This window comes from Stenotrophomonas sp. YJH_SMC_94-11 (assembly GCF_059370435.1).
Genome location: NZ_JCAFTR010000001.1, coordinates 644046 through 661260, shown reverse-complemented (window position 1 = coordinate 661260; position 17215 = coordinate 644046). Strand labels below are relative to the sequence as shown.

Annotated in this window: 18 protein-coding genes; 9 read left to right on the top strand and 9 right to left on the bottom strand. The window is 67.1% G+C overall.

Translation table 11 applies throughout. The features are described 5' to 3' along the window. Positions 1-19 precede the first annotated feature (19 nt). From AC5P74_RS03010 to AC5P74_RS03000, 3 genes are all read left to right on the top strand, one after another. Positions 20-652: a 2-hydroxychromene-2-carboxylate isomerase gene (locus AC5P74_RS03010; RefSeq protein ID WP_206620404.1), complete on the top strand. Its 633-nt coding sequence runs from the start codon at positions 20-22 to the stop codon at positions 650-652. A gap of 95 nt (positions 653-747) precedes the next feature. Continuing rightward, the gene (locus tag AC5P74_RS03005) at positions 748-1689 is read left to right on the top strand and encodes a DegV family protein (RefSeq protein WP_257244119.1); all 942 of its coding nucleotides are present in this window, start codon (positions 748-750) and stop codon (positions 1687-1689) included. Between the two features lie 77 nt (positions 1690-1766). Next, positions 1767-2105, top strand: coding sequence for a hypothetical protein (locus tag AC5P74_RS03000; RefSeq protein ID WP_006469105.1), 339 nt, complete (start codon positions 1767-1769; stop codon positions 2103-2105). Between the two features lie 207 nt (positions 2106-2312). On the opposite strand, the gene AC5P74_RS02995 is transcribed toward AC5P74_RS03000, so the two are convergent. The 6 genes from AC5P74_RS02995 to AC5P74_RS02970 all read right to left on the bottom strand — a co-directional run bounded on the left by AC5P74_RS02995 (position 2313) and on the right by AC5P74_RS02970 (position 7571). After that, positions 2313-3758 carry a GGDEF domain-containing protein gene (locus AC5P74_RS02995; RefSeq protein ID WP_346608154.1) on the bottom strand — a complete coding sequence of 482 codons (1446 nt, stop codon included), beginning with the start codon at positions 3756-3758 and terminating at the stop codon, positions 2313-2315. Positions 3759-3945: 187 nt separating this feature from the next. Continuing rightward, positions 3946-4776 carry an S-formylglutathione hydrolase gene (gene fghA / locus AC5P74_RS02990; RefSeq protein WP_005419242.1) on the bottom strand — a complete coding sequence of 277 codons (831 nt, stop codon included), beginning with the start codon at positions 4774-4776 and terminating at the stop codon, positions 3946-3948. A gap of 22 nt (positions 4777-4798) precedes the next feature. After that, complete coding sequence (locus AC5P74_RS02985) at positions 4799-5143, bottom strand: YqcC family protein (protein WP_005419244.1); 345 nt, start codon at positions 5141-5143, stop codon at positions 4799-4801. An 8-nt stretch (positions 5144-5151) separates the two neighbouring features. Beyond that, positions 5152-6261 carry an S-(hydroxymethyl)glutathione dehydrogenase/class III alcohol dehydrogenase gene (locus AC5P74_RS02980; protein ID WP_495204792.1) on the bottom strand — a complete coding sequence of 370 codons (1110 nt, stop codon included), beginning with the start codon at positions 6259-6261 and terminating at the stop codon, positions 5152-5154. Positions 6262-6319: 58 nt separating this feature from the next. Then, positions 6320-6595, bottom strand: coding sequence for a formaldehyde-responsive transcriptional repressor FrmR (gene frmR / locus AC5P74_RS02975; protein WP_053500577.1), 276 nt, complete (start codon positions 6593-6595; stop codon positions 6320-6322). A 70-nt stretch (positions 6596-6665) separates the two neighbouring features. Then, positions 6666-7571 carry a LysR family transcriptional regulator gene (locus AC5P74_RS02970; protein WP_070490377.1) on the bottom strand — a complete coding sequence of 302 codons (906 nt, stop codon included), beginning with the start codon at positions 7569-7571 and terminating at the stop codon, positions 6666-6668. Positions 7572-7700: 129 nt separating this feature from the next. Between AC5P74_RS02970 and AC5P74_RS02965 the strand changes: the two genes are divergently transcribed. Further along, positions 7701-8804, top strand: coding sequence for an alkene reductase (locus AC5P74_RS02965; protein WP_495204791.1), 1104 nt, complete (start codon positions 7701-7703; stop codon positions 8802-8804). A 49-nt stretch (positions 8805-8853) separates the two neighbouring features. Here AC5P74_RS02965 and AC5P74_RS02960 read toward each other — a convergent pair whose 3' ends face one another. Then, positions 8854-9531: an SMI1/KNR4 family protein gene (locus AC5P74_RS02960; RefSeq protein WP_053500581.1), complete on the bottom strand. Its 678-nt coding sequence runs from the start codon at positions 9529-9531 to the stop codon at positions 8854-8856. Between the two features lie 114 nt (positions 9532-9645). On the opposite strand from AC5P74_RS02960, the gene AC5P74_RS02955 reads away from it, so the two are divergent. Beyond that, complete coding sequence (locus AC5P74_RS02955; RefSeq protein ID WP_053500596.1) at positions 9646-10062, top strand: VOC family protein; 417 nt, start codon at positions 9646-9648, stop codon at positions 10060-10062. 126 nt (positions 10063-10188) lie between these two features. Here AC5P74_RS02955 and AC5P74_RS02950 read toward each other — a convergent pair whose 3' ends face one another. Beyond that, positions 10189-11073, bottom strand: a complete 885-nt coding sequence (locus tag AC5P74_RS02950) for a LysR family transcriptional regulator (RefSeq protein WP_053500583.1) — start codon at positions 11071-11073, stop codon at positions 10189-10191. Positions 11074-11180: 107 nt separating this feature from the next. On the opposite strand from AC5P74_RS02950, the gene AC5P74_RS02945 reads away from it, so the two are divergent. Beyond that, positions 11181-12239, top strand: coding sequence for an NAD(P)-dependent alcohol dehydrogenase (locus AC5P74_RS02945; RefSeq protein WP_346608156.1), 1059 nt, complete (start codon positions 11181-11183; stop codon positions 12237-12239). A gap of 89 nt (positions 12240-12328) precedes the next feature. On the opposite strand, the gene AC5P74_RS02940 is transcribed toward AC5P74_RS02945, so the two are convergent. Continuing rightward, positions 12329-13693, bottom strand: a complete 1365-nt coding sequence (locus AC5P74_RS02940) for a glutamate--cysteine ligase (protein ID WP_495204790.1) — start codon at positions 13691-13693, stop codon at positions 12329-12331. Positions 13694-13845: 152 nt separating this feature from the next. Between AC5P74_RS02940 and AC5P74_RS02935 the strand changes: the two genes are divergently transcribed. The 3 genes from AC5P74_RS02935 (at position 13846) to AC5P74_RS02925 (ending at position 17158) form a co-directional block, all read left to right on the top strand. Continuing rightward, positions 13846-14550: a VIT1/CCC1 transporter family protein gene (locus AC5P74_RS02935; RefSeq protein ID WP_005419279.1), complete on the top strand. Its 705-nt coding sequence runs from the start codon at positions 13846-13848 to the stop codon at positions 14548-14550. Further along, positions 14547-15371, top strand: a complete 825-nt coding sequence (locus AC5P74_RS02930) for a helix-turn-helix transcriptional regulator (protein ID WP_065185384.1) — start codon at positions 14547-14549, stop codon at positions 15369-15371. Before AC5P74_RS02935 ends, AC5P74_RS02930 begins: the two co-directional genes overlap by 4 nt. Positions 15372-16186: 815 nt before the next feature. Then, positions 16187-17158 (top strand): MBL fold metallo-hydrolase, encoded by a 972-nt coding sequence (locus AC5P74_RS02925; protein ID WP_346608070.1) that lies wholly within the window; start codon positions 16187-16189, stop codon positions 17156-17158. The last annotated feature ends 57 nt before the right edge of the window (positions 17159-17215 follow it).

Below are 17215 nucleotides of genomic sequence, written 5' to 3'. Positions count from 1 at the left end.
GTTATCCAAGGAAACCCGCATGGCCACCCTGCGCTGGTACTTCGACTTCGTCTCGCCCTATTCCTACCTGCACTGGCAGAAGCTGAAGCAGCTGCCCCAGTTCGCACAGATCCAGACCGTGCCGATCGCCTTCGGTGCCGTGCTGCATCACCTGGGCAACCTCGGGCCGGCCGAGATTCCGGCCAAGCGCCGCTTCATGTACCGCCAGCTGCTGTGGACTGCGCAGGCCGAAGGAACACCGCTGCGGTTCCCGCCGGGCCACCCGTTCAACCCGTTGTCGGCGCTGCGTCTGTGCCTGGCCGCCGGTGCCAGCGCGCAGGCGGTGGACGTGCTGTTCGACTGGATCTGGCGCGACGGCAATGCCGCCGATAGCGCCGAGGCCCTGCGCGAACCGGCTGCGCGGCTGGGGATCGAGGATGTCGCCAGCGCCACCGGGGCCCCCGCGGTCAAGGAGCAGCTGCGGAGGAACACCGAGGCCGCCATTGCTGCCGGCGTGTTCGGCGTACCGACCCTGGCCATCGATGACGAACTGTTCTGGGGCAACGACGCCCATCCGTTGATGGCCGCCGTGCTGGCCGATCCCGCCCTGCTGCAGCAGCCCGAATGGCAGCGCCTGGCCGAACTTCCGGTGGCCGTGCAGCGCAGTCGCTGAACAGGGCCTGGCGTGTTTCCCTCGCGCGCCACGCCAGAATTTGAGATAGATTTCACGTTTCCGAACCTACAACCGCCCTGGAGGGGGAGCCGCGGATGCGCATCGGAATCGTCGTCGACTCGGCCTGCGACCTGCCGCAGGACTTCATTGCCGAGCACAACATCGTGCTGCTGCCGATCACCGTACGAATCGGTGAAGCGGTTCTGGCCGATCATCGCGATGAGCAGGCCACGCTGAGTTTCCTGCATGCACACGTGGCCGAGCACGGTGCCGAGGCGGAGACCATCCCCTTCAGTGTCAACCAGATCCGCGACCTGTTCCTGCAGCAGCTGGTGATCGATTACGACCACGTGTTCTGCATGACCATCACCAAGACCCGCAGCCCGATCCACGACAATGCGCTGCAGGCCAGCTTCGCCATCCTCAACGATTACAAGCCGGTGCGGCAGGCAGCGGGCTACAACTCGCCGTTCGCCCTGCGCGTGCTCGATACCCAGAACCTGTTCGCTGCGCAGGCCGTGACCGCAGTGGAGGCGGTTCGCCTGCGTGACAGTGGTGCCAGCGTGCAGCAGATCCGCGAACGGCTGGAAGAACTGGCCGGCAATGTGCACGGCTACATGATCACCCGCGACCTGTACTACATGCGCGCGCGTGCACGACACAAGGGTGACCGCAGCGTCGGCCTGCTCAGCGCCGCACTGGGCAGCGCGCTGGACATCAAGCCGGTGCTGCACGGCTACCGTGGCCAGACCGGGCCGGTGGCCAAGATCAGGGGCTTCGACAGTGCCGTGCAGAAGCTGTTCGCGGTGGTCAGCCAGCGCGTGCGTGCCGGGCTGATGACGCCGACGGTATGCGTCAGCTACGGCGGTGAGCTGGATGAGCTGCGCAGCCTGCCCGGCTATGCACAGATGAAGGAGGTCTGCGCCGGCCATGGCGTGACCGTGTACGAATCGGTGATGAGCCTGACCGGCATGGTCAATGTCGGCAAGGGCGCGGTCACCGTGGGCTTTGCCGATGGGCCACATCGGTTTGAATGAAGGCCGACCGTGGCTGGAATCTGCACATCGATTCGACCACGGTTGTGCCAGCCTTGCCGCACTTCAAGGAGAACTTCATGCCTGCGCAGTACCACATCAGCCTGCCCGACCCGTCCAAGGCCCGCGGCAACGACCCTGACCTGTCCTTCCATTCGCAGGGCGCCGCCGGTTTCGCCGAAGAGCTGCAGGACGCCCTGCGCAGCGGCACGCTGTTCGAACGGTGGAAGGCCAAGCAACCCGACCCGGATGCGGTGGAACCGCAGTGGGGCGTGACCGATCCGGACGCCACCGTGACCGGCGAGCAGAAGGACCTGCGCATCAACCTGGTCGCCACCACCCGTATCGACAGTGACGTGTTCAAGCAGCGCCTGCGCCTGCTGGCCGGCCACCACTGGGAACTGCGCGACGTGCGTTGAGGCCACGCCATGGTAGTGCCGGCCGCTGGCCGGCAACCGAGGAGATGCCGGCCAGCGGCCGGCACTACCCAGCGCGATGTCCCTGGACGGGCGGTACGCCCAGCAGGCTGGTTCTGTACGACCAGCGGCGAACTGGATTGGCCTGGGAGCACACGATCAGGCGGTTTGACGACACCACGCCGTCAGCACGCCACGGGCTGGTCGCGCTCAGCAGTCCATCCTGCCGTGCGCGCTGCCTTCGTCGTCCAGCACGTGCGCATGCAGGACCACCTGGTTGCGGCCTGCACGCTTGGCGGCGTACAGGCCGGCATCGGCGTCCGCCAGCAACTGATCGGCACTGGCCAGGGCCGGCGGATGCAGGTAGCCCACGCCGATGCTGATACTGACCGATCCTTCCGGCAACGGCAGCGCTTCCACCGCCCCGCGCAGGCGTTCGGCCAGCGCCAGCACGCCCGACAAGGCACTCCCGGGCACGATCACCGCAAATTCCTCGCCGCCATAGCGTGCGACGCTGTCACCGGCGCGGCCGGCATTGGCCTTCAGGACTGCGGCCACGGCCTGCAGGCAGCGATCTCCGGCAGGATGGCCATGACGATCGTTGAAGGCCTTGAAGTGATCGATATCCAGCAGCAGCAGGCCCAGCTCGGTGCCACTGCGTCGTGCGCGGTTCCACTCAGCCAACAGCAGCGCGTCGAACTCGCGGCGGTTGGCCACCCCGGTCAGGCCATCCTGCCGCGCCAGCTTGTCCAGTGAGGCCTGCCGTTCCATCAGGTCCACCTGCAACAGGATGCTGCGCAGGCCGAAGCCCAGCGTCGCCACCACGAAGCCGGTGACTGCCAGAGGCCGCGCGTGGTCGACCACCAGGGTGCCGACCACCAGCAGCAGCAACGGCAGGATCATCGGACCCGCCGCCTGTACCGTGCGCGCCATCCGAGGATGCGGCACGAAGACCGGTACGGGTGCCTGGCTCAGCGCCAGCAGCGTCAGCAGCAGGAACGGCAGATCGATCAGCAGATCGTTGTAGGCGCCGAAAGCGTCTTCCGAGGTGTAATGGTTGATGTAGTAGGCGACCAGCAGATAGACCAATGCGTACAGCGCCAGCACCCGGAAGAAGCTGCGCCGCTCGGGGATGTCGCCGGCCAGCCAGCGCACCACCGCAAAGCCGGCAATGCACAGGTTCTGGATGTCGAACATGCGCTGCATGTTCGACAACGCCAGCGGGTCACTCTCGACCCGGTCAGCAAAGGACTGCGCATGCACGAAGAACAGCATGCCCAACAGTGCCGCCATGGCCGCATCGATCAAGCTGATGCTCAGCCGCTCGCGTCGCGCGCGGGCCAGGATGAACACAAGGGGGACGCCGTAGAGCACATACAGGAACAGGCTGGCGCGAGGGGTGATGTCTGCACGCCCAGCCCCCAGCGCGTCGATCATGTTGAAGGCCATGCCGCCGGCCCACAGCAGCAGCGCCGCTGCCGTGGCGCGCCAGCCGAGCGCCGCCTTGTCGCGGCGCGCCCGCCACAGGCAGGCGGTCGCCGCCAGCAAGGGAGCACCGGTCAGGAACACGAACGATCCCGCCCCGGCGGGGCCCGGCCACAGGGTCAGCACCAGGCCATGGCACAGCACATACAGCAGCGCCAGCACTACCGGCATGCATCCCCCGATCCACAAAGCCGTATGGGCGCACCATAACGCGCCGGCGCGCCACGGCGGCGTGATCCATTGCGGCAAAACGACAGTCTGCGTGCACCGCCACGGTAGTGCCGGCCGCTGGCCGGCAACCCGCAGCCCTGTGTTCCCCTGGGATTGCCGGCCAGCGGCCGGCACTACCGGAAAGCCCTCAGGCGTGCAGGGCGCGAGCGTGGTGGGCGACGTGCTCGCCGATGAAGCTGGCGATGAAATAGTAGCTGTGGTCGTAGCCCGGCTGCAGGCGCAGGGTCAGCGGATGGCCGGCTGCGGCGCAGGCCTCCTGCAGGCGCTGCGGCTGCAGCTGGGTCTGCAGGAACTCGTCCGCCTCGCCCTGGTCGACCAGCAACGGCAGGCGCTCGCTGGCCGTCGCCAGCAACGCACACGCGTCCCACTGCGCCCAGTCGGCTGGGTTGTCGCCCAGATAAGCCGTGAACGCCTTCTGCCCCCACGGTACGTGGCTGGGCGCGACGATCGGCGAGAACGCCGACACACTGCGGTAGCGCCCCGGGTTGCGCAGCGCGATCACCAGCGCACCATGGCCACCCATCGAGTGGCCGCTGATGCCACGCGCGCCGGTGACCGGGAAGTTCGCCTCGATCAGCGCCGGCAGTTCCTGCGCCACATAGTCATGCATGCGGTAGTGCTTCGCCCACGGTGCACGGGTGGCGTTGAGGTAGAACCCCGCCCCCTTGCCCAGGTCATAGCCCTCGGCATCGGCCACGTCATCACCGCGCGGGCTGGTATCCGGCGCGACGATGATTACGCCGTGCTCGGCTGCATAGCGCTGCGCACCGGCCTTGGTGATGAAATTCTGCTCGGTGCAGGTCAGCCCGCTCAGCCAATACAGCACCGGCAGCTTCTGCGTTTCCGCCTGCGGCGGCAGGTACACGGCGAACTGCATGTCGCAGCCCAGCGTGGTCGAACGATGGCGGTAAACATCCTGCCAACCGCCGAAACAGGCGCGGTGTTCAATACGTTCCATGGAACTCTCCTGCGTGCCGGCGTCAGCCGTCACGTGTGTTGATCAACTCATCCAGCTGCGACAGCAGGCGCAGCAGCGGTTCGACACCAGGCTGGCCGTCCAGGTTGCGGTACGCCGCGACCGCCACGTCACTGCGCGGTGGCCATTGGCCATCGGCGCGGGCTTCGTGCAGGCGCGGCAGGAACACCTGCGCCAGCCAGTGCTCGAACGGCATTTCATCAATGCCGAAGGGTGAGTCCACTGCGCGCGGCGGACCCACGACGCCTTCGACCCAACCCAGCACGCGCAACGCCTGCTCGATCGGATCAACCAGGGCCGCGCGCGGATCTTCCGCACGCGGCCTGCGCAAGGCATCGAACCAGCCCACGCTGCGGCTCAGTAATGGACCACCGAACGGATCGACCTGCCTTCATGCATCAGGTCGAAGGCATCGTTGATCTTGTCCAGGCCCATGGTGTGGGTGACGAACGGGGCCAGTTCGATGTCGCCCTTCATCGCGTCCTCGACCATGCCCGGCAGCTGGCTGCGGCCCTTCACGCCACCGAAGGCAGTGCCCATCCACTTGCGGCCGGTCACCAGCTGGAACGGGCGGGTGGAGATCTCCTGCCCGGCACCGGCCACGCCGATCACCACGCTCTGGCCCCAGCCACGGTGCGCGCATTCCAGCGCCGCACGCATCACGTTGACGTTGCCGATGCACTCGAAGCTGTGGTCCACGCCCCAGGTGGTCATTTCAACGATGACCTGCTGGATCGGCTTGTCGAAGTCCTTCGGGTTGATGCAGTCGGTGGCGCCGAATTCGCGCGCCAGTTCGAACTTGGACGGATTGGTGTCCACCGCGATGATGCGGCCGGCCTTGGCCTGGCGCGCACCCTGGATCACCGCCAGGCCGATGCCACCCAAGCCGAACACCGCCACGCTGTCACCTTCCTGCACCTTGGCGGTGTTGTGCACCGCGCCGATGCCGGTGGTGACACCGCAGCCGAGCAGGCAGACGTGTTCCGGGTTGGCGTCCGGGTTGATCTTCGCCAGCGAGACTTCGGCAACGACGGTGTACTCACTGAAGGTCGAGCAGCCCATGTAGTGGTACAGCGGCTCGCCGTTGTAGCTGAAGCGGCTGGTGCCGTCGGGCATCACGCCCTTGCCCTGGGTGGCACGCACCGATACGCACAGGTTGGTCTTGCCGCTCTTGCAGAACAGGCACTCGCCGCACTCGGCGGTATACAGCGGAATCACGTGGTCGCCCGGCTTGACGCTGGTCACGCCCTCGCCCACTTCCACCACGATGCCGGCGCCTTCATGGCCCAGCACCACCGGGAACAGGCCTTCCGGGTCATCGCCGGACAGGGTGAACGCATCGGTGTGGCAGACACCGGTATGGGTGATCTTCACCAGCACTTCGCCCTTCTTCGGCGGGGCGACGTCGATCTCGACGATCTGCAGCGGCTGGCCGGGACCAAAGGCGACGGCGGCACGGGACTTCATGATGGCTTCTCCAGGGACAGGCAATGACAGGATGGGCGGCGCCATGTTGCGCCGTCGTTTATTTCAGGTACGAGCGGATCAACGCGCTCATGTCGCGCACGCGTTCGGCGCGTTGCTCGTCGGAGGCAGCGGGCTGGCCGAATTCCTCGCGCAGATGGGCCTCCATCACCTCGGACATCAGGCCGTTGACCGCGCCACGGATGGCGGCGATCTGCTGCAGCACCGGCCCGCAGTCGGCGCCGGCGTCCAGCGCGCGGTCAAGCGCATCGCACTGGCCGCGGATGCGGCGCACGCGGGCCAGGACCTTCTTCTTCTCTTCGGGGGAGTGCGGCATGGCGAACCACCCAGGAACTATACTGGGGGATAGTATACAAGCAGCCAGCAGGAACTCAATCGTGGCCAGCTCAGTCGAACAATCCCTCACCCGCCAACCGCGCCAGCTCATCCACCACGTAGCGCACCTTCGGCCGCAGGTGGCGGGTCGGTGGCCACAGCGCATGGATGTCGATATGCCGCTGCATGTGCGCATCCAGCACCGATTGCAGCGCGCCGGAATCCAGATGACGGCGCACCAGTGAAATGGGCATCTGGCAGATGCCCAGCCCAGCGATGGCCGCATCGATCACCGCGTCACCATCGTTGAGCTGGTAGGTCGCATTCGGGATGAACGTTCCCTCGGCATCGTCCCTGCCGATCCGCCACGCCACCGGCTGGCCGTGGCGGAAACCAACGATGCTGCGGTGCTGCGACAGTTCCTCCACGCTGCCCGGCACGCCATGCGCCCGCAGGTACTCCGGCGATGCGCAGGTGACCAGTCGTTGGCGACCCAGCCGGCGCGCGACCAGATGTTCGGCCTGGTGCAATCCGCCGAAGCGGATCAGCAGGTCGATGCCCTCTTCGACCGGATCGACGAAGTGATCGGTGAAGGTCATCGTCAGTTGCAGGTCCGGGTATTGCCGGCACAGGCGCAGCAGCACCGGCAGCACCACCAGGCGCCCGAACGAGGATGGCATGTCGATGCGCAGCCGTCCGCTGGGCAGGCCGGCCGACCCCAGGCAGGCCTCGGCGGCGGAGATTTCTTCCAGCGCCGCCGCACACGATGCGTAGTACGCTTCGCCGTCGGTGGTCAGCGCGATGCGCCGCGTGGTGCGGTGGAACAGGCGCACGCCCAGCCGCGCTTCCAGCCGGGCGATGGCCTTGCCCACCGCCGAGCGCGAGATGCCCAGCGCGTCGGCAGCCTCGGTGAAGCTGCCTGAGCGGGCCGTGGTAACGAACGTGACCAGGCCATTCAATGATTCCAGCGGCAGCATCTATCGCGCTCCATTGGGGACAAATCGTCCCGCATCTAGGGAGATCGAAGCGCTTTATGCGCCTGCATGTCAACTCCATCCTGTGTGCATCGCGCCGCTGGCGCCTCCCCCCGCACCGAGATGACCGACATGACCGCCGCCCTGTTCCGCCCCTTCGATCTGGCAGGCACCGCCCTGCGCAACCGCATCGTGATGGCCCCGATGACCCGTGCCCGCAACCCCGGCGCGGTGGCCAATGAACTCACCGCGCAGTACTACCGGCAGCGCGCCAGCGCCGGCCTGATCATCAGTGAAGGCACCCCGGTTTCGCCGCAGGGCCAGGGTTACATCGATGTGCCGGGTATCTGGTCCGCCGAGCAGGTCGCCGGGTGGAAGCTCGTCACCGAGGCGGTGCATGCCGCACAGGGCACGATCTTCGCCCAGCTCTGGCACGTCGGCCGCATGTCGCATTCCTCGCTGCAGCCCGACGGTGGCCAACCGGTAAGCGCCGGTACCCGGCCGGTCGCCAGTGCACCGAAGAACACCTCGTTCGTCTATCTGGACGACGGCAGCCGCGGCCACGCCGATCCCACCCCGGCACGTGCGCTGGCCACCGAAGAGATCCCCGGCATCGTCGACGACTTCGCGCGCGGCGCCGACAACGCCATCGCCGCCGGTTTCGATGGCATCGAACTGCATGCCGCCAACGGCTACCTGTTCGAACAGTTCCTCAACCCGCTCATCAACCAGCGCGAGGACCGCCATGGCGGCTCGCTGCCCAATCGTGCGCGCTTGATCCTGGAGACCGTCGATGCGATGGCCCAGCGCATCGGTGCGCAGCGCATCGGCGTGCGCCTGGCGCCGAACAACCTCACCTTCGACATGCCGTTCTACCCCGACAACGAGGCCACCTACCTGTACCTGGCCGAGGAACTGGGCAAGCGCGGCCTGGCCTATGTGCATCTCAACGACAACCTGCAGGCGGGCCAGTCGGTACTGGGCGAGGTGTTCCTGCGGCAGTTCAAGCAGGCCTACGGCGGCACCGTCATCCTGGCAGGTGGCATGACCCGCGAACGCGCCCTGCAGCTGGTCGAAGCGGGCACCATCGACCTGGCCGCGTTCGGCCAGCCGTTCATCGCCAACCCGGATCTGGTCGAGCGCCTGCAGCGCAACGTCGCGCTGGCCACGCCGGACCGCAGCACCTATTACGGGGGCTGCGAGGCAGGCTACCTCGATTACCCGGCCGCAGGCTGATCCCGCACAGGGTCGGATCCCCGCCACAGGTGGGGCTCCGACCCTTGGTTCAAGCCTCCTCGCGCACGTAAGCGAACGACTCGTCCAACCGCTCAAAGCCGATCACTTCAACGACGATGGCCTGTGCGTCGTCTTCGCTGATGTTTCCTTCTTCAATATCGTCAACGCGGGCAAACAGCTGCTGCAACGCCGCGTACTGGTCCCCGCGAAGGAAGGACTGGTGGGACTGCAGCCAGCGCTGCAGATTGCCGGCCAGCTCGCCATGCGACAGCAGCGTATACGGCCGCTGGTAGTCAGCAACTGCTTCGACCATCTTGCGGAACAGGAAATCCTGGTAGCTGGCGGCCAGCACATCGGCACGGTCGTCGTCATGCCACACCATCACCACAGGTGGTTCGCCAGAACCGGGCGCGTTGCTCCAGAAGCAGTAGCTGTCACCCGCGCCGGTCCGCGCAAAGGGCAGCAGTTGCAGGTCAGTGCGCAGGGGATTGTAGTGATCCTCGGCGGTCAGCTCCTGCCACGCCTCCAGCAGCTCGTCGTGTTCCAACGGCTCGTAATCCTGGGCGTATAGCAACACCGGTGGATCCGCCTGCAGCGTCGGGAACACCACCTCAGACCAATCCGGATGGGGAGTGCCCCAGCTCAACCGACCCGCTGCATGCAACTGCTTGAACAGGGGCGGGAAGGCCTGGCCGGTGGCCTGTTCGATGTCGGATAGCGCGCTCATGGATGTCCTTGTCGATGGAGGCCGCCCAGCTTGCCCGAATCCGCGCAGGAGATGAACCGGCAGCAGCAGGTGGCGGGACTAGACTGCAACCAACGGATGCTGGAAATCATTGCCATGAACGCCACTGCCCGCAACTTCATCGTCAACATCGACGTGCCCGACCTGGCCGCGGCCGAAGCGTTCTACCTGGCCGCGTTCGGGTTGCGCATCGGTCGTCGGCTCGGTACCGGCGCGGTGGAACTGCTTGGTGGGCCAACACCGCTCTACCTGCTGCAGAACGAGGCTGGCAGCGCCGCCACCGAAGACGGCGATGTGCGTGACTACGAGCGCCACTGGACCCCGCTGCACCTGGACTGGGTGGTGGAAGACATCGATGCCGCGTTGATGCGTGCGGTCGCGGCCGGGGCGATGCTCGAGCAACCGGTGCGCGAGCGCCGCTGGGGCCGTATCGCCGTGCTGGCCGATCCGTTCGGGCACGGCTTCTGCCTGATCCAGTTCAGTGGCGAAGGCTACGACGCGCTGGTCGAGTGAATTGCCGTCTGCATTGCGGGCGCCAATCCACGCATGGCGCGGATCTACTGATCCGCTTCAAGCAACGCGTGGAGGTTGTCGTTCGGCAGTAGATCCACGCACGGCGTGGATGCGAACCACCGCACGTCACTCCCGCAGCATGTCGACGAACGCGCGCAGCGCTCCGGGCATCTGCCGCTGCTTCGGGTAGTACAGCGCGAACCCGGCGAACGGCTCGCTCCAGTCTTCCAGTACCGCCACCATCTGCCCCGATCCGATATACGGCCGCGCGGTGTCTTCCAGCACGTAGGCCAGGCCGATGCCATCAAGCACTGCACCAACCACGGTGCCCTGCTCGCTCAACGTCAGCCGGCCCGGCACGTCGATCTCCAGCGCTTGCCCGCTACGCTCGAACTGCCATTTGTACAGATGCCCGCTGGCAAAGCGGAAGCGGATGCATTCATGCGCGGCCAGGTCGCGCGGATGCTGCGGCGCCGGGTGTCGCCGCAGGTAGTCCGGCGAGCCGACGATCAGCCCACGCAGAGGCGGCCCCATCGGCACCGCCACCATGTCCTCGGGCACGAATTCGTGCAGGCGCACGCCCGCGTCGTAGCCCTCGGCGACGATATCGACCAGCCCATCATTTTCGGTCAGCTCGACGCGTACATCGGGGTGAGCGTGCAGGAAGCGCGCCAGCCGAGGCCGCAGCTGGGTCGCCACCGCCGCCCGGGTGGCGTTGATGCGCAGCAGGCCGGCCGGGGCGGCACGGAAGTGGTTCATTTCTTCCAGCGCGTCATGCACCTGCCCCAGCGCCGGCTGAAGGCGCTCCAGCAGGCGCTGCCCGGCCTCGGTCAGGGCCACGCTGCGCGTGGTGCGGTGGAACAGGCCCACGCCCAGTCGTTCTTCCAGCGCGCGGATCGCATAGCTCACCGCCGAGGTCGACAGCGCCAGCTCGGCGCCGGCGCGGCGGAAGCTGCGGTGGCGGGCAACCGCCGCGAACGCGGCCAGGTGGGAAAGGTTGTCAGTGGCCATGATTGTGCAGTTTCACTTGATGAATCATGCCGATATCCACGCTTCTTGCCATTGGGAACGCGGCGTATTGTAAAGCGCCTTTCGATAAACCCTGCCAAGGATTCCCCATGTCCCTCGCCCGTGGTTACGCCGCCCATTCCCATACCGCTCCGCTGGTCCCCTATGAGTTCGAACGCCGTGCGGTCGGTCCCGACGATGTGCGCATCGAGATCCTCTACAGCGGCATCTGCCACTCCGACCTGCACCAGGCCCGCGATGACTGGGGTGGCTCGATCTACCCGATGGTGCCGGGCCACGAGATCATCGGCCGCGTCACCGAGGTCGGCAGCAACGTTACCCGCTTCAAGGTCGGCGACCACGCCGGCGTGGGTTGCATGGTCGACTCCTGCCGCCACTGCGACGCCTGCCAGCACGACCTGGAGCAGTACTGTGCCGAGGGCGCGACCTGGACCTACAACGGCCGTGAACGCCAAAGCGGCGCACCGACCTACGGCGGCTATTCCGACCACGTGGTGGTAGAGCAGCGCTTCGTGGTGAAGGTCTCCGATACCCTCGACCTGAAGGCGGCCGCACCGCTGCTGTGCGCCGGCATTACCACGTGGTCGCCGCTGCGCCATTGGAAGGTCGGCCCGGGCCAGAAGGTCGGCGTGATCGGCCTCGGTGGCCTCGGCCACATGGGCGTGAAGTTCGCCAAGGCACTCGGCGCGCACGTGGTGATGATCACCACCACCCCGGAAAAGGGCGCCGACGCCAAGCGCCTGGGCGCCGATGAGGTGCTGGTCTCGCGCGATGCCGCGCAGATGAAGGCGCACGCCGGCAGCTTCGACTTCCTGCTCAACACCATCCCGGTTGGCCATGACACCAACCCGTACATGGGCCTGCTCAAGCGCGAGGCCACCATGTGCCTGGTGGGCGTGCTGACCGAACTGGACCCGCCGCTGACCGGCGGCAGCGTGATCTTCGGCCGCAAGCACCTGACCGGCTCGGCGATCGGTGGCATGGCCGAAACCCAGGAAATGATGGACTTCTGCGCCGAGCACGGCATCGTCAGCGACGTCGAGATGATCGACATCAGGAACGTCAACGAAGCCTGGGAGCGCATGGCGAAGAACGATGTGCGCTACCGCTTCGTGATCGACATGGCGACGTTGAAGAACGCGGCCTGAACCAAGGCAGGTGTGAAAATGAAAAACCCCGGCAATGCCGGGGTTTTTTTCATCGCGTGCCGACCAAGGTCGGCACCCACCCAACATCATCAATACGCGAACTCGCGGAACACCGGATCGACATCGCCGTGCCAGCGGCCATGGAACAGCGCCAGCTTGCGCTCGGCCGGGGTCAGGCCGGATTCGACGATCTCCTGCAGCACGTCCAGGAACTTGCTTTCGTCCTGGCCGTCGGCATTGCGCGCCGCACGGCGCTTGAGGCCTTCCACGGAAATCCTGACCGCTTCCCGGGCCAGGTCACGCACGGTGCCGTTGCGGAACGGCAGGTTCATTGCATGCTTCGGCACGCCGTCACGCAGCGCATGGCGCTCGGCCAGGGTGAAGTCACGCACCAGGTCCCAGGCCGCATCCAGCGCAGTGTCGTCGTACAGCAGGCCCACCCAGAACGCCGGCAGCGCACACAGGCGGCTCCACGGGCCACCATCAGCGCCGCGCATTTCCAGGTACTTCTTCAGGCGCACTTCCGGGAACGCGGTGGTCATGTGGTCCGACCAGTCGCGCAGCGTCGGCAGCGCGCCCGGCAGCACCGGCAGCCTGGCCTGCATGAAATCACGGAAGCTCTGCCCGCTGGCATCGTGGTAGATGCCATCGCGGTAGGAGAAATACATCGGCACGTCGAGCAGGTAATCGACATAGCGCTCGTAACCGAAGCCGTCCTCGAACACGAAGTCGAGCATGCCGGTGCGATCGACGTCGGTGTCGGTCCAGATGTGCGAGCGATAGCTCAGGTAGCCGTTCGGCTTGCCTTCGGTGAACGGCGAATCGGCAAACAGCGCGGTGGCGATCGGCTGCAGCGCCAGCGACACGCGGAACTTCTTCACCATGTCCGCCTCGGTGGCGTAGTCCAGGTTCACCTGCACCGTGCAGGTGCGGGTCATCATGTCCAGGCCCAGCGAACCGACCTTGGGCATGTACGCGCGCATGATCTTGTAGCGGCCCTTCGGCATCCACGGCATTTCATCGCGCTTCCACTTCGGCTGAAAGCCCATGCCGAGGAAACCCAACTGCAGTTCGCCGGCCACCTGCGCCACTTCGTTGAGGTGGGTGCCGGTCTCCACGCAGGTCTGGTGGATGGTCTCCAGCGCCGCACCGGACAGCTCCAGCTGGCCGGCCGGTTCCAGCGTCACCGAGGCCCCATCGCGCAGCAGGGCGATGGTGCGGCCATTCTCCTGTACCGGCTCCCAGCCGAAGCGGACCAGGCCGTTGAGCAGTGCTTCGATGCCGCGCTCCCCCTCGAAGGTCGGCGGGCGCAGGTCGTCCAGGCGGAACCCGAACTTCTCGTGCTCGGTGCCGATGCGCCACTGCGCGCGAGGCTTCTCGCCGGAGGCGATCACCTCCACCAGCTGCGAGCGGTCGGTAATGGGGGTATCGGCGACGTGGCTGGGGCTCGACAAGGGGAGGGCTCGCTGGACGGTGGCGGGGGATGTGGGGCTCGCGGCCTTCCATCGCAAGGGCGCACTATAGCGTGGCACCTCGTTGCGTCATGCGACGGTGACGGGTTTCAGCATCCTACCGACGCCCTCTTGACCCTCGTACACTCAACGACATGAGCCGCCATTCACGACATCCCGAACTGCACCGCTCCGAGCGCGTCGGCTGGCTGCGTGCCGCCGTGCTGGGCGCCAATGATGGCATCGTCTCGGTGGCCGGCCTGGTGGTCGGCGTGGCCGCCGGCGGCGCCTCCGCTACCACCATCCTCGCCACCGGCGTGGCCGGCACCGTGGCCGGCGCGATGTCGATGGCCGCCGGCGAGTACGTCTCGGTACAGACCCAGGCCGACACCGAGGACGCAGACCTGGCAATGGAAAAGCGCGAGCTGCGCGAAAATCCGCACAGCGAGCTGGAGGAGCTGGCCGCGATCTACCGCCACCGCGGCCTGGAGCCTGCGCTGGCACGGCAGGTGGCCGAACAGCTCACCGCCCATGATGCGCTGGGTGCCCACGCCCGCGACGAACTGGGCATCACCGATACCCTGCGCGCCCGCCCGCTGCAGGCAGCGCTGGCCTCGGCCGGTGCGTTCACCTGCGGCGCGGCGCTGCCGGTGCTGACCGCCCTGCTCGCGCCGGTCGACAGGGTCGCACTGATGACCACGGCCAGTACCCTGCTCGGCCTGTGCCTGACCGGCGCAGTGGCGGCCAGGGCCGGCGGCGCACCGCCGGTTCGCGGCGCGATCCGGGTGATGTTCTGGGGCGCATTGGCGATGGCCGCGGCGGCCGGCGTCGGTCGCCTGTTCGGTGCCCACGTGTCATGACCGCCATGCTGCCACCGGCCACCGCACTGCTGGCCGAGATGGCCAGCCTGGCCGGCTGCGCACGCGCCGAAGGTTATGCGTGCATCACCGCTCGGCGCGAACATGGCGCCAGCTCGGTGGAGATTCCACAACCACAGTTCGCGATCCTGCTGGAAGGACGCAAGCAGGTGCGTACCGCGCACCAGTCGCTGGAGTTCATGCCCGGCGACATCCTGCTGCTGACCCAGCGCTGCCGCATCGATGTGGTCAACACCCCCGACCCACGCAGTGGCCGCTACCTCAGCGCCATCGTGCCGCTGTGTGCCGAAGTGCTGGCGGCCGCACGCACGCTGTGGAGCGGGGAGCTTCCCGCCGCCGGTCATGCGATGGCGCGGCTGCCGTTGATCGATCATGGCGCGGTGCTGCGCCAGTGGCGGCAATCGCTGCAGGACGGCCGTTACAGCGAAGCGCGGCTGGCCCTGGCCTCGTTGGTACTGACCCTGTGCCGGCAGGGCCACGGCAACCTGCTGCTGCCGCAGGCGCCGAGCCTGGGCGAACAGATCCGCGACCGCATCGCCGCCGAACCTGCTCGCGACTGGCAATCGCGTGATGTGGAAGCGCTGTTCGCGCTGAGCGGCGCGACCCTGCGCCGTCGGCTCGCCGCCGAGGACACCAGCCTGCGCCAGCTGCTCACCGAGGCCCGGCTGGCGCATGGCATGCAGCTGCTCTACACCACCGACCTGCCGCTGAAGACCGTGGCCGCACGCGCGGGCTACCGCTCTGCGGCCAGTTTCAGCAAGCGCTTTGCCGAGCAGTACGGGCTGGCTCCCACAGACATTTGAGGGGGGGCGGTAGGGCTGCGCCCTGCACCCGCCGAAGCAAGTGCAAGAGCCGAAGCAACAGCCAAAGCAACAGCCAAAGCAACAGCAACAGCGGCTATCCGTGGGATGGCGGGGCGGTGTGGGTGGGCAGGACACGCCGTAAACCCCGCTCCGCGGTCCGGCCCAGCCGCTGGCGGCTGTGCGTTCGGGCGCCTGCGAAGCAGTACTTCGCAAGCAACGCGCCCTCACCCATGGGGGCTCGATGGCGCCATCCATGGCGCCATCGGTCCTGCCCACCCACACCGCCCCACCTCTGACAGATCTTCGCGGCTGTTGGTAGGTGTCGACCGTGTCGACACATCTGTCAGATATCGAATGAAATTCCTGGGGTCAGATCCGTTTTCCTCCGGAAAACGGATCTGACCCCACGTGCTGTTCCGACAGATCAAGGAAAACTGTCGAAGGCGGGGTGGGTCCGGTTGCGGGAGTGTCCGCGGCATGGGCCCGAGGTATACCTCGGGCGGGTTGGGCAGGACGCCCAATCCCGGTCTTGCCGTGTGCGCAGGACAGCGCACACGAGCAAGCCGCGGCCAAGCCCCCATGGACGGGTTTACGGCGTCTCCCGCAACCGGACCCACCCCGCCATCCCACGGATAGCCCGCTGTTGCTGTTGCTGTTGCTTCGGCCGTTGCTCTGGCTCGTAGCAGGTGCAGGGCGCAGCCCTGCAGACAACACCCCCTTCCCTGAGCATTCCACGCAGTGGTTTGAGCGCCGTGCGCACGCCAGTCACGGCACGCTAGGCCAACGGAACCGCCCATCATCCACCGAGAACCCTCATGACCCTGCGCCATCTGCCCCTACGCACCGCCCTGCTGCTGGCCCTGTACGCCCTGCCACTGGCGGCGCTGGCCGAAGCCACCTCGCCCGCGCCCACCCAGCAGGTGCCCGGCGTCTACCACCAGCGCGTCGGTGCGCTGCAGGTCACGGCCCTGTTCGACGGCGTGGTCGCGCTGGGCCGGCAGGAAGTGGTCGACGTGCCGCCGACACTGGTCAGCCGCCTGTTGGAAGGCCGCTACGTGCCCGAAGACAAGAAGGGCCTGCAGACCGCAATCAACGCGTTCCTGGTGCGCCAGGGCAACCACCTGACCCTGGTCGATACCGGCACCGCGCAGTGCTTCGGCCCCGGCCTGGGCCAGGTGCTGGGCAACCTGCGCGCCTCCGGCGTGGACCCGGCCGAGGTGGACGAGGTGCTGCTGACCCACGCCCATCCGGACCACCTGTGCGGGGTGCTCGATGCACAGGGCAAGCCGGCCTACCCGAATGCCACGGTGTGGCTGTCCAGGGCCGATGCCGACTACTGGCTCAACCCGGCCAGCGAGGCTTCCGCGCCGAAGGGTGTGCGCTTCGCCTTCCCGCTGGCGCGCAACGCGGTGGCACCGTACCAGGCCAGTGGCCACCTGCGCACGTTCACCCCCGGCGATGCCCTGCCCGGCGGCGCGGTGGCGATGGACACCCATGGCCATACCCCCGGCCACGTCTCCTACCGGTTCGACAGCCAAGGCCAGTCACTGCTGGTGTGGGGCGACGTGCTGCACTTCCATGCGGTGCAGTTCGCGCACCCGGAGGCCGCGTTCGAGGCCGATTCGGACCGCAAGGCGGCCATCGCCAGCCGTCGCGGGCTGCTGCAGCAGGCCACCGCCAACGGCTGGTGGGTGGCCGGTGCGCACCTGCCCTTCCCGGGCCTGGGCCACGTCCGCAGGGAAGGCCAGGCCTATGCGTGGGTCCCGGCGGAGTATTCGCCGTTGTGAGGGTGTGCCGACCAAGGTCGGCACCCACCCGATCGGGTAGCGCCCGGCTGCCAGCCG